The 12633-nt window shown below is 42.0% G+C and carries 14 protein-coding genes; 6 read left to right on the top strand and 8 right to left on the bottom strand.

Annotation, left to right across the window (positions count from 1 at the left end; genetic code table 11):
- Window positions 1-23 precede the first annotated feature (23 nt).
- Window positions 24-395 carry a hypothetical protein gene (locus C1T21_RS22560; RefSeq protein ID WP_258012596.1) on the top strand — a complete coding sequence of 124 codons (372 nt, stop codon included), beginning with the start codon at window positions 24-26 and terminating at the stop codon, window positions 393-395.
- A 91-nt stretch (window positions 396-486) separates the two neighbouring features.
- Here C1T21_RS22560 and C1T21_RS22555 read toward each other — a convergent pair whose 3' ends face one another.
- Window positions 487-1425, bottom strand: a complete 939-nt coding sequence (locus tag C1T21_RS22555) for a helix-turn-helix transcriptional regulator (protein WP_103049828.1) — start codon at window positions 1423-1425, stop codon at window positions 487-489.
- Window positions 1426-1537: 112 nt separating this feature from the next.
- Here C1T21_RS22555 and C1T21_RS22550 point away from each other — a divergent pair, with 112 nt between their 5' ends.
- Both C1T21_RS22550 and C1T21_RS22545 read left to right on the top strand, forming a co-directional pair.
- The gene (locus tag C1T21_RS22550; protein ID WP_103049827.1) at window positions 1538-1984 is read left to right on the top strand and encodes a VOC family protein; all 447 of its coding nucleotides are present in this window, start codon (window positions 1538-1540) and stop codon (window positions 1982-1984) included.
- Window positions 1985-2084: 100 nt separating this feature from the next.
- Complete coding sequence (locus C1T21_RS22545; RefSeq protein ID WP_103049826.1) at window positions 2085-3563, top strand: protein adenylyltransferase SelO; 1479 nt, start codon at window positions 2085-2087, stop codon at window positions 3561-3563.
- A gap of 104 nt (window positions 3564-3667) precedes the next feature.
- On the opposite strand, the gene C1T21_RS22540 is transcribed toward C1T21_RS22545, so the two are convergent.
- The 6 genes from C1T21_RS22540 to C1T21_RS22515 all read right to left on the bottom strand — a co-directional run bounded on the left by C1T21_RS22540 (window position 3668) and on the right by C1T21_RS22515 (window position 9026).
- Window positions 3668-4084, bottom strand: a complete 417-nt coding sequence (locus C1T21_RS22540; RefSeq protein ID WP_013308879.1) for a DUF4280 domain-containing protein — start codon at window positions 4082-4084, stop codon at window positions 3668-3670.
- Window positions 4085-4089: 5 nt separating this feature from the next.
- On the bottom strand, window positions 4090-4620 hold the full coding sequence (locus C1T21_RS22535) for a hypothetical protein (RefSeq protein WP_180984637.1): 531 nt from the start codon (window positions 4618-4620) through the stop codon (window positions 4090-4092).
- Window positions 4617-5879, bottom strand: coding sequence for a pentapeptide repeat-containing protein (locus C1T21_RS22530; protein ID WP_103049825.1), 1263 nt, complete (start codon window positions 5877-5879; stop codon window positions 4617-4619). The genes C1T21_RS22535 and C1T21_RS22530 overlap by 4 nt, the downstream gene beginning before the upstream one ends.
- A 12-nt stretch (window positions 5880-5891) precedes the next feature.
- A complete protein-coding gene (locus tag C1T21_RS22525) occupies window positions 5892-7307 on the bottom strand; it encodes a phage baseplate assembly protein V (protein WP_103049824.1) in 1416 nt (471 codons plus the stop codon).
- Window positions 7304-7984 (bottom strand): hypothetical protein, encoded by a 681-nt coding sequence (locus C1T21_RS22520; protein WP_103049823.1) that lies wholly within the window; start codon window positions 7982-7984, stop codon window positions 7304-7306. The genes C1T21_RS22525 and C1T21_RS22520 overlap by 4 nt, the downstream gene beginning before the upstream one ends.
- A gap of 166 nt (window positions 7985-8150) precedes the next feature.
- Entirely contained in the window at window positions 8151-9026 is an 876-nt protein-coding gene (locus C1T21_RS22515) for an SDR family NAD(P)-dependent oxidoreductase (protein ID WP_103049822.1), read from the bottom strand.
- Window positions 9027-9224: 198 nt separating this feature from the next.
- On the opposite strand from C1T21_RS22515, the gene C1T21_RS22510 reads away from it, so the two are divergent.
- The 3 genes from C1T21_RS22510 to C1T21_RS22500 all read left to right on the top strand — a co-directional run bounded on the left by C1T21_RS22510 (window position 9225) and on the right by C1T21_RS22500 (window position 12082).
- The gene (locus C1T21_RS22510) at window positions 9225-9692 is read left to right on the top strand and encodes a MarR family winged helix-turn-helix transcriptional regulator (RefSeq protein WP_103049821.1); all 468 of its coding nucleotides are present in this window, start codon (window positions 9225-9227) and stop codon (window positions 9690-9692) included.
- Window positions 9693-9740: 48 nt separating this feature from the next.
- On the top strand, window positions 9741-10187 hold the full coding sequence (locus C1T21_RS22505; protein WP_103049820.1) for a GNAT family N-acetyltransferase: 447 nt from the start codon (window positions 9741-9743) through the stop codon (window positions 10185-10187).
- Between the two features lie 515 nt (window positions 10188-10702).
- Complete coding sequence (locus C1T21_RS22500) at window positions 10703-12082, top strand: amino acid permease (RefSeq protein WP_061831603.1); 1380 nt, start codon at window positions 10703-10705, stop codon at window positions 12080-12082.
- A gap of 125 nt (window positions 12083-12207) precedes the next feature.
- Here C1T21_RS22500 and C1T21_RS22495 read toward each other — a convergent pair whose 3' ends face one another.
- Window positions 12208-12414: a DUF3953 domain-containing protein gene (locus C1T21_RS22495; RefSeq protein WP_103049819.1), complete on the bottom strand. Its 207-nt coding sequence runs from the start codon at window positions 12412-12414 to the stop codon at window positions 12208-12210.
- Window positions 12415-12633 lie beyond the last annotated feature (219 nt).

Here is a 12633-nt window from a genome sequence, read left to right as displayed (position 1 = left end):
CTATAAGTAGAACAATTAAGGAGATGATTTCTTTGAGAAAGGCAACCTTAATGAAAATTAAAAATGCGGAAGCAAAGTTGGGAAGAAAGCTAAAGAAAAGAAGTCACGTGGTTATGAATCTTAAAAAAGCCATTCGTGTAACTCAACTTGGAGATGGATTCGCACGCTTCACTTTCGCCCCGATCACTATTTCTCCTAATAGCTTTAGAAGCACTACGATTAACGGTAACGCCTACAATCTGATTAGCGGTGCATGGACTTTCTCTGGAAATGAACAAGGGTTTCTTCTCAATAATTATTCCGCGGCTGAAGACAGATGGGTATTTACTGCATGGAATCCATCTGGATTCACAAGAACGGTGTCCTATGCTGTTATCGCCAAACGGAAGCCATAATTCAAATGTCATAGTTAGCAAGGAAAAGGAGCGTGAGCCTTCTTTTCCTTGCTAAAATGTAGAGAAAATTTTGAACAAACCTTCGATGATCTTATAATTTTTGATAGTGGTTTAAGAGGTGCTCAACTCTATCTTTAATAATCCGTTTTAAAGATTCAGGCTTCACTGATATTACATAATGACCATATCTCATAAAATATTGAGCTATAAACTCCTCTTCTCCAGGATTATAAAATCCCTTAATAACTGTCTTATCACCATTTTCTATTTTCATTGAAGGATAATGTTCTTTATAAAAAATATCCTTGGCTTGTTCTACAATCTCTACTTCAAAGTCAATGCTCTTCTCAGTTTGATACATTTCCAATGAACGATTAAGGAGTTCATCTATAGAAAAGTGAGAGTTGATTTCCTCTTCTTCTATAAAGGTTATTCGATCACATCTGAAAACTCTATATTTATTCGTATTTAGCTCTATTCCAGTAGCATACCATTGGCCAAACTTAGCGGAAATTTTGAAAAATTGAACATGGTAACTTTTTTTCTGATTATTTTTTAAATACTGAATCTTACAGTTACTCTCATTAAGAATGCTTGTTAGAATTTTATCTAAAAAACGACTAACATGATTATGCTGATATATTTCAAATTGTAGGACTTTTTTCATTTTGTGAATCTGCTTTATTTGTATTTTAGAAAGACAGTGTTCAAACTTTTCATTAAGTTTATTAACACTTAAATGAAATGGTGTGGATTGATAGGATTCTAACGTCAACATTGCAAAGTACAGAGCATACACTTCATCCATCGTAAAAATAATGGGGGATAACAATCTATTTTTTAAGATACCATATCGTCCATGTCTGCCATGTTCCGAAAAAATAGGCATACCTAATTGTTCCAATGAACTAATATCACGTAGAGCTGTACTTTTTGAGATATGGTATTTATCCATTAGGTCATTTAAATTAAAGAACTCTCGACTGTTTAAGTATCTGATCATATCATTTAATCTTTCCGATTTCTTCATCTAAATCTCCTTATAAAGGTGTCATGTTTTGATACCTTTTTATATGATAATAAGTTCAAGGGAATATATCAAATTCATAAGATATCTACACATATAAAAGGAGATTGATACCATGAGTACAACATTAGAAGTAGCTATTTTCTTATCCATGAACGGAAAGGCAAAAGAAGCTATACATTTTTACAAAAAACACTTCAACGCAAAGGAATTGTTTCTTGTTACCTATCAAGATATGGCCCAACGTGACAGCTCCATACAGCTTACGGATGAAAATAAAAATTATATTTCTCATTCTGTCTTATCCATCGGAAAATCAAAAGTAATGATAGCAGAAGTTACAATGAACCCCAGTGAAGAATATACAGTAGGGAATAACACTTCTTTATGTATTCAAAGTGCTGACCTAGAAGAAATTAAACATTTTTATAATAGCTTAATTACAGATGATCGCGTGAAAATTATTGTGCCTTTATCTAATAATGTGTTTAGCCAAGCCTACGGTATTATTGAAGACCCGTTCGGTATTCAAATACAATTAATGTTTGATAATCGATTATAATAAAAAAGCATATTCCATGTTTCATAATTGGATAATAAATGGGCAGAAGTAAAAACTAAAATGGGAAAACCTAAGATACCGCAGCAGAAAAGGAGACACTATGACGGAGAAAAAAGAAATAGCAGATCAAATAGGGTGGAACTTCGACAACAGTTACTCTCGTTTGCCGGAATCATTGTTTACAAAGCTCAACCTAACTTCTGTCCGCGCACCAAAGCTGATCATTCTTAATCATCCGTTGGCAGCATCACTGGGGTTGAACGGTACAGCGCTGCAAAGGAATGATGGCGTAGCGGAGCTGGCTGGAAACCAGGTTCCAGAAGGAGCCGTACCTCTTGCTCAAGCTTACGCAGGGCATCAATTCGGGCATTTTAACATGTTAGGAGACGGGCGTGCACTGCTGCTTGGCGAACAGATCACTCCCTTGGGTGAACGGGTTGATATTCAGCTCAAGGGCTCAGGCAGAACGCCATACTCCCGTGGTGGTGACGGCCGTGCGGCACTTGGTCCGATGCTTCGCGAATACATCATCAGTGAGGCGATGCATGCGCTGGATATTGCTACCACCCGCAGCTTGGCGGTGGTATCCACGGGTGAGTCGATCATCCGGGAAACCGAGCAGCCCGGAGCCATTCTGACCCGTGTGGCTGCCAGTCATCTTCGCGTCGGAACCTTTCAATACGTCTCAGCATGGGGCACGTCCCAAGATCTCCGTGCTCTGGCTGATTATACCTTGGAAAGACACTACCCGGAAGTTGCCAATGACGAAAACCGTTACCTTTCACTGCTTCAGGAAGTGATTAAGCGTCAGGCTGAGCTGATTGCCAAATGGCAGTTGGTTGGTTTTATTCATGGGGTGATGAATACCGACAATATGACCCTTAGCGGAGAAACCATTGATTATGGTCCTTGCGCCTTCATGGATACCTATGATCCTGAGACGGTGTTCAGTTCCATCGATAGGCAGGGACGCTATGCTTATGCCAATCAGCCGCATATTGCTGCGTGGAATCTCGCGAGATTCGCTGAGACGCTCTTGCCACTGCTGCATGACAACAGGGAGCAGGCTGTCTCACTGGCTGAGGATGCAATTTCAGATTTTGTAAAAATGCTTCACCATCATTGGCTTGCAGGAATGCGGGCGAAGCTGGGGATCTTTAACGAAGAGCAGGAGGATGAATCTCTTATTGAGGATCTTCTGAGTATTATGCAGAAGCATCGTGCCGACTACACCAATACCTTCCGTGCCCTAACTTTGAACAAGTTGGAGGATACGGTTCTGTTCAGCACAGCGGAATTCACCCAGTGGCACGAGCAATGGCAGGCGAGACTGGGCAGACAGCAGGAATCACAAGCCTCCTCGTATCAGCTGATGCGCAGCAGCAATCCTGCAATCATTCCACGCAACCACCGGGTAGAAGAAGCACTGGAAGCTGCGGTGGAACGAGAAGACTACCGTGTGATGGAGCAGCTTCTTGAAGTTCTTTCGAACCCTTATGCCTACTCTACCGAACAGGAAATGTACTCTACATTGCCTGAGGAATCCACCTGTCCTTACCGAACCTTTTGTGGTACCTGATGTGGAGCGAATGATTTGAAGATAACCTATATCATGCGTTGGTGGAGAAGATGGCCATTCTCTCACCAGCGCATTTTGTTTTTATAGGGGTAGGTTGCACCTGATTAATCCAGTTCCTGACCGTCATTTTCGATCTGTATGTGCCCGCAATAAAGACATTGATGCGTACAGTTCTGCGTAAGAGCAGGCTGGCCCTCGATGCGCATGTCGCTTTTTCCGTTCAGCCAAGGCATCGTAAGGACAGGAATACACGGGGCCTTTTTCACCCCATAAATATCGACCATCTCACTGGCTTGCACAGCCGGATTCAGCGGACTGGAGCAATTTCCAAAAGATTTTATGTTCACTCCAGGTACATAATCTCCAATATTCATCTGTGCTTTATTTTTAACATACACCCCATGGCTAAAAGGTCGCTTCAAACGCGTAGGCTGTGTACCGTAACTACAGCTTAAAATCGCACCTGCCACGACATAGCTTTTTTTCGCACCTGTTCCAGGCTGCACACTTGCTTCTTCCATACGGATTATTCCTCCTTTGTGGCCATCTCCACTTTTTGCACACGAACACCTGTAAATGGACGACGCAGCAGACTTTCCGCTACCGCGAGATTGATATAGACATGTGCTTCCAACATGCCGGCAATCCGAAATATAGGCGATTCGATTTTCCCGTGTTTAAGTACCAATTGCTTTAAGGTGTGGTCGGGATACCACTCGGTTTGTGAGGAAAGACAATCCACCACAGGTGGACGCAGTATCCAGTACACATCCTGCCTGGCTTTCTGAAAATCGGTAAGTATAGCGGCCTTCCATTCCAGCTCCGGCATATATTTTTCCAACAGGGCTTTCATGGAGTCTGAAACCAGCGGCAAAGGGAACTCCAGAAAATCCGGATATACGGTTCGTGGATCTGTATGTACTGCTAAAAATAGGGGAGTGTCCTCTGTCTGAATGGTATGACCCGAAAGGATATCTTCCACCTGCAAGGGAGCTAGGGGCGCAGTCTCCACCCGATGCTTTACGCGCTCGTCCACCATGAGTCGGTAATACCTCATGACATCCACTCCCCTTTTCTCACTGCATCTGTTATCTGTGTAGCTAGTGGCGTTTCTATAGCAGCAAGTCCAATGGCTTCGCTTAGTTGGTCATCTGTAAAGATTGCCCGGTGTAGTTTTGCTCCTGTAAAATTAGCTTTTACTAAACATGCACCTATAAACGAAGCGTCAGTAACATCGGCTCCTACAAAGCAGGCACCTGTTAGATCCGCGCCGTTAAATAATGCTCTTTGCAGCGCGGCATTTTGGAAAGCAGCCCCTTGAAGCTGTGCATGTTGAAAACTAGCTCCCTGTAAATTAGCTCTTGTAAAATTCACTCCATCCAATCCTAACGGTTCCCAATCCAGCCAAGCATCCGATCCATATTCGCTATTGCTTATAACTTCGTCTAGTACAGCCTCTTGCAGAGAACAGCCACTGAAATCGGCTCCATGAAGCAGGCTGTGCGAAAAGTCGGTTCCATCTAGCTGAGCTTCTTGCCATACCGTGCCTACGAGGATACAGTGATGCAATCGACTTTGTTGCATCCCGATCTGGCGAAAGACTGTATAGCGAAAATCCAAGGAACTGTAATCTGCATCCGACAGTTGAACTTGAGACAGTGCTTGGTAGCTGTAGGCCGATTCTTCTTTTTCCTCCAGCCAAGACTTTATTATGTTTGCATCCATGGGTCTTCGATCTTCCCGGTACACAGAGACACTATGATCCATATACTCTCCGACACGAATCTCAAAAGCTTCTTCACGATCCAACGCCTCAAACTCTGGTAGGTTGACTGCTTGCTTCATAGCCTGACGAACCAGACTAACGATCATCGTATGAAGATATCCCGCTGCTTCCAGCATGATCTGTTCCAATTCAAGTTCGGAAAGGGAGACTTGCTGCTTCAAAGTTTCAGCCCCAAGCTGTTCACGTAATTGAGTCCAATAGAGAAAAATCCAACTTGCATCGTACTCCAACTGAACGGGCTCAGCATCAAGCAGCCATAAGGCATCCGTAGCTTCAACAAGATAAACGGGCTTCTGTTCAAGCCATGTGGTGCGCAGCATAGAGTAGGTGATGTAACCGATATGACCTTTACGACCTGTGAGTTGTTTTTGCCGAACCAGCTCACAAAAGGCGCGAAAATGTTCTACTATATGCTGTAATCGTTGTGTTTCTGCTGATTTACATTTCAACGCCCATTCTTTGCGAATGAAAGACCAAGCCTGATGAAGAGCCGCTTGTTGCTGATCTAACACATCTGTTTGCTTTTCCATTTTTAATCATCCTTAATTCGACTTCACTTCGCTGCCTTTCATATCCGCCGATCCGCTTAATTCAATATGACTGCCATTACAATCCATACGGAGCTGACTACCTGCGGACAGACTCATCGTCTTCCCCGCAGACAGGCTGAGATTGCCTCCCGCCGTAATATTCACCTGTTTGCTGCTCGCAATATGAATGCCTTCTTTATCGTCCAGTTTGATATAAATAGCGCCGTCCTTACCTGTAACGACCAGTTCATCTGGTCCCAGTCGAATTTCCTTGCCATGCGGGGTACGCCATATTTTCATTTGCGGATTGGAAAAATGGTTATGCGTACTCTTGCGATCTGCCCTTCTCACGGCACTACCTGCAACGCCGTCTTCTTCCCGACTACCGGGGAAATAGAGGGAAACTGAATCGCCTTTTTCTGGCATGACGTACCAGCCGGTATGGCCACCGCCACTGTACACAGTAGAATAGTTGAACCAGTGTGCTTGGTTTATGTCCTGTTGTTCATCACAATCCAGATGGATGCGCACCTGATCCTGACGAACGTCCAGCACAACACCGCTTAATGAGGCTCCTGCCAGCTTATCCTGGTAGTAGCTTTTTTGCCGAAATCCTTGGTAAGAACCCAACACATACTGATGCCGCAGCAGTCCTTGACTCATGGCGGTGTAGGCTTCCATCACATACAGGTTATGCCCCTGAAAATTCAACTGAGCGCCCAAGTCGAGTACCTCATCCGTTTCCACCTCATAAAAAATAAAATCGTGTTCACTCAGCTTGGTTTGCTCATTCTCCTGAAAATAACGAAAAGGAAGCAATTGCTTACGTACGGTATAACGGGTATGATCCAGTATCGCCTGTGCAGGGCTGTCCTCAATACCAAAATAAAATTTGGGACTGTCAAAACGAGCTACAGGCATCAGACTTGTATGATAACGGGAGGCTATGCGTCTTAAAAACGCCCAGTCTGTCTCCTGATACTGAATGGCAAGCCGTCCGATGGCTTCTCCTCCAGTAGCCCCGTCGATCACATCCAGTCCTTCATAGTCCTTACCTATGTGCTCCAGCATTTGAGGAATCGTCATTTTCGTATACTGAAAAGAACGAGTACGCTGCTTCATGTCCATCCGGTAAGTATGGGAAATAGCTTCCACCTCCAGATAGTACACACCTCGCACGACTTTTACCTCGACCGAGAGGGCAATCCCACTAAATAGCGGCTTGCTTGCGCCAGATTCATCTTGTTGGCTGACTTCAATGATGGTATTTTTTTCTGTCGTTTCCACGTAACTGTCTTGCAAGTCTTCGGGGATAACACCTGTAAAATAAAGCCGAGTATGCTCGTTAACTTTTTTCGTTAAGGTGAGCTCTTCTAGATCAATTTGTTCATAAGGGTGAATTTGAATTTGATCGTATCCCAGACTCATGGTGTAGTCATTCCTTTCTCATTTGTAGAATAGATGGAGGGTGGAAGGACAGAAAGGGATTGAACCCAGTATTCTGCTACAGGTAACCAGACTTCGAGATCTGCCTCCAGACAGCTAAAGGAACCTATGACAACTCGTCCATTGTGGATGAAGAGCAGCATTTCGTTGTATAGATTACCGTCGATCCCCGCCGCCACAAAACGAATCTGTCCAACTGAAAGTCCGGAACAGTTGGTGACCATTTCGGTACCTAACCAGTTGCGAATCGGTTGTACAGACCGTAAAATATCCGCCATTTGCTCTACAAAATCGGGCAGTTCTTCCGCTTCCAGAGCGGTATCTGTAGGATTAAAAGTGATATTGATGGTCCCCTCAGATGAGGTATAAATAACCTTTGGTCGATGCTCTGAAGGATATTTGATTATAGCTTGCTCCATTGGCATAGGAGTAAAGGACTTGGGGATGTAGAAACCAATCTCTCCGTGTAGTATTGTAATGGGCTCCAACGTGAGATAATCATTTTCAATATGAAGTAGCTTTGTTTCTTCAAACATGGAACCGTCCTGTTCTGATTTCTGAGTTTGAGCTGGGATGGATTTCACATTATCGTTATTAGCTGTCTTCTGATCCACCATTTTAGCTTTGAGGCTAAGTATATGCTCGTCTAGATAGTTCATAGAAAGCCCCCTTTTAGGAAAAATACACGTTTGTACTTAAATATGTAAAGATGGGAGGAGATATTTAAGCACAGAACCAACATATGTATTTATCGGTTAAAAGAGAGATTTAGTTTACAAAATGAACCATTCGTTGGGGGGACATTGTTCGATTTTAGATTCTATTTCATTCCATAACGCCTTTTTGCCGTAACAATTCGGTTGTAGTACTCCAAAGTAGGCGTTGCATCTTGATATCCCCACCAGGATATGCCGGCACAATCAGCTTACCAGTACCAACATTAAAATATCCGCCTGTCACTTCTTGATATTGGGATTCTGTTGCTAAACGAATAATGATGTCCGCTCCTTTCCGTGGGTCTCCGATATGCAAAGCGTTCAATATTTTTGCAAGTATCGAAGAAAATCCTAACTCACGGCCAAGGCCGGTAACGTTAAAGCCTGGATTAAGTGCATTAACTACGATTCCAGTTTCATCCAGTTGACGTCCAAGTTCTTCTGTAAACATGATATTAAGAAGCTTGGTCTTTCCGTATATTTTAGATGAACCTCTTGCGGTAAATGCAGATGTATCTGTTAAATCCTCCGGTAATTTTAATTCACCATGGTTGCGTGATGCTTCAGAAGCCACATTGACGATCCTAGCATTTGTGGATTCCATTAGTGAATTGAGTAGTGTATGCGTTAACAGCCACGGGGCAAGATAGTTTACTGCTATCATTTCTGCCAAACCCTCTGAGGTTATTCGCTGTTCAAATCCATGTAATCCAGCATTGTTCACTAATACATCAATCTTAGGATAATTAGCTTTAATTTCATCCCCAATACGTTTGACATCTTTCATAAGAGACAGGTCCCCGAAAAAAAAGTCCACCTTTGTATTGGGCGCCAGATCTTTTAAAATATTTTTAGTCGTTTCAGCACGTTTTTCATTTCTGGCTGTTAAGACTAGATGGGCTCCACGTTTGGCTAATTCAATTGCTACCCATTGTCCAAGACCGTTAGTAGCACCAGTGATTACAATAATCGGGTATATCGACATATAAATCATCCTCCAAATTCTTGATTCAATTACATCCATATTCATTTCTACGCTTTACGGTTGTGGATGCTTTATACTGTAGATATTCTGTTTGACACTTACTCAAAGTTGAAAATATGATTGACATATATCAAGTATATGTATTTTGATTGATATATGTCAAATATATTCGAACTCATTCAAATAAGGTGGAGACATATGGATAATAAAACTCAACATCCAAATTCTACAAGAGAGCAATTAGAACTGAATCTTGGTGAACAACTTAATGCACTTATAAGTGCGTCACATGCACTCAATGTAAGAACTGCAGTACTTTTCGATCCATCATTACAACCTGCAGCTTTTCTGATTGTACGTTGTCTCCTGTCATACGGTCCGGCAAGCGCTACATTTTTGGCGGAATCCACCGCTATGGATCGAAGCTCTGTCAGCCGACTTGTTACTCAGCTTAAACACTTGAATTATGTAAAAAGTGAAACTCACCCTGAGGATCGCCGGGGAGTGTTGATATCCCTGACAGCTAATGGTCGTGAAAAAGCTCTGGAGGCTTTAAAAGAAAAAGAAACTGAGTTTTATCAACGCATTTCAACATGGGAGGATTCCAAACTTGAAGCGTTTATCGAGATGCTGAAGTGTTTTAATGGGTATGATTGCGAGGATTAATGATTCAACATAAAGCATCGTATGATGAAAAAAGGAGGCATTTCAAAAGTGAAAGAAAAAAATGTTAGGGAAATTAGAGTATCTGATTATCATGATATTTATTTGTTAAACCAAGATTTTAACCCCAATCTATATCTATTTCCTGAAGAAAAAGTAAAAGAGAAGATTGAAAGGATTATAAATGAATCAAAAGATATGATCTTTGTTTATGAAGAAAACAACGAGGTGTTAGGATATATTCATGGAAGCCCACATGAATTACTTTTTTCTGAATCTTTGGTAAATGTACTAGGATTTGTTGTTAAAGAAAAGTATAGAAATCAAGGTGTAGGTAGCATGTTGATTGAGCGTCTTGAACAGTGGGGGAAGTCCCATGGATTTTCCGGAATCAAACTGTTATCTCACCCAAGTCGGATACAGGCCCACAGGTTCTATGAACGACGTGGCTATATGTTTACCAAGGATCAAAAAAATTTTATAAAAAATCTCAAATAAATACATATTCATTCATCATTGAATAAGTGGGTTCAAAAGCCTGGTCTTCAGCTAGGCTTGAACCCTTCAATTTTATAGATGAGAACCACCACTTGCATCAATTCATTGACCAGTTATATCTTCATCTCAGATTTCAGATAGGCTTAATATCGTGATATTTATCATTGAAGAAATATGTTTGTTTAGCACTCTAATGCATTGCATTAAATTGACCATTGTTCAGAAAATATGAATAGCCTTCCTTTCCATTTCATGCATAAAAATGTCTGCTAATTAGCAGTTGTATTTAGGCGTTTTTTGTCATACAATGCATCTAATGCTACGGACTCGGTCTTAGAAACAGTAAGGTTTGGACGGTAAATAGGACGTGGTTTTCTTGTATATTTACGAATCGTGGAACTACTTTGTAGTCGTTCACTCACGACCACGTCAGTCTGAAAAGTTAATAATGTTTAGGGACAGTTTTCCGGATCATTAGCGTTTGATGATGAACATATACGAAGGGGAGCGTTCTTTTGGAATCGAAACAATTAACGAGAGGGCTAAAGCCACGGCACGTTGAGTTGATTGCGCTTGGAGGCACGATTGGCGTTGGTTTGTTTATGGGATCGGCAAGTACGATAAAATGGGCAGGTCCCTCAGTACTATTGGCTTATCTCTTAGCTGGGATTATTATGTTTTTTGTCATGCGGATTATGGGGGAAATGCTGATTCTTGAACCGGTGACAGGCTCATTCGCTACATTTGCTCATAAATATATCAGCCCTTTAGCCGGTTTCTTGACCGCCTGGAGTTATTGGTTTTTATGGGTTACCGTAGGGATGGCAGAAGTCACTGCGATTGGGGTATATGTGGGCTACTGGTTCCCAGATATCCCGCAATGGTTGCCGGCTTTGGCAGGTGTAATTATTATTGCATTGGCCAATTTGGCGGCTGTGAAATTTTATGGGGAATTTGAGTTTTGGTTTGCGATGATTAAAATTGTCGCCATTATCTTCATGCTAGTAGTGGGTACGGGGATGATCTTCTTTGGACTCGGTAACGGTGGACAACCGATAGGTCTATCCAATCTGTACAGCCAGGGAGGCTTCTTTGCAGGTGGTTTGAAAGGGTTTCTATTTGCACTCTGCATTGTAACAGCGGCTTACCAAGGGATAGAGATGGTAGGTATTACGGCAGGTGAAGCTGAAAATCCGAAGATGACACTGCGAAAAGCCATTAAAAACATCATCTGGCGTATTTTGATTTTCTACGTGGGTGCAATCTTTGTCATTGTTACGATTTATCCTTGGAACCAAATAGGCGAGATCGGCAGCCCATTTGTTCTGACTTTTGCCAAGGTAGGAATTGTGGCCGCTGCGGGTATCATTAACTTTGTTGTACTTACAGCTGCGATGTCTGGTTGTAACAGTGGTATTTACAGTGCGGGCAGAATGTTATATACATTGGCTAAGAATGGACAAGCTCCTAAGTTCTTTGGGAAAGTTTCTCCAAGCGGCGTCCCTAGAAATAGTATAATAACGACCATTTCCTTGCTGCTGGTAGGGGTGTTATTTAACTATTTAATGCCTGATTCCAAACTGTTTCTGTATATTTACAGCGCCAGTGTTCTTCCAGGCATGGTACCGTGGTTTGCATTAGCCATCAGTCAATTTAAATTCAGGAAAAAGTGGAAGGACGAAATGAAGGATCACACCTTTAAATCTCGTTTTTTTCCGATCAGTAATTACATCACTATTGTCTTTTTGTTGCTTGTGATCGTTGGAATGTGGTTTAATCCAGACACACGCTTGTCGTTGATTGTCGGGGCAACATTTATGGCGATCGTCATTGTTGGATATTTCGTCTTTGGCATAGGAAAGCGGCAGAGAATTGAAGAATTAGAGGAAAACTAAAAGATTGCTAAATACGTAACATTTGCCGAGCGCAATTCAGATGATCCTGAGTTCGCTCGGCTTTTCTTTTATATGACGAGGGAGGGGCTACGAAAGGGTTGTTACTGAGGTATAGAACCGTGTGGTTATCCTGTTCGCACTACAAGTGTAAATATAGATACAAAAAAAGTGAGAACGAAAACTGAGAAGTTTATTATTGCTACACTCTTACGATTGGCCTTAAACTCTGTAATTCCCGAAAATAAAAACATAAACGCTAAAAAAAATTGTGAGACTTTGTATAAGTCCTCGTAGGTGTCTGGGTATGCGAGTGATAAAAAGGAAGAGATCATAACAACTACAGCAAATATTAAAGTGAGGCGCTAATAGGTAAAGAGCGCATGCGGTGACTTCAAGAAGCAAAGTGAAGGTGAATCTGCAACCGGAGCAACAACGGTTTTGACTATATAGTCCACCAATTTGGACAATACGAGACAGGCCAGTATGATGCTACTGTGAGCAATACTGCAGACTAAGCTACAAGAGAGAATGCGAAGATGTACTCATACCTT

This window comes from Paenibacillus sp. F4 (assembly GCF_002894905.1).
GTDB classification, from domain to species: domain Bacteria; phylum Bacillota; class Bacilli; order Paenibacillales; family Paenibacillaceae; genus Paenibacillus; species Paenibacillus polymyxa_B.
The sequence above is the reverse complement of the archived record's forward strand: the minus strand, read 5'-3'. Positions and strand labels throughout refer to the sequence as shown.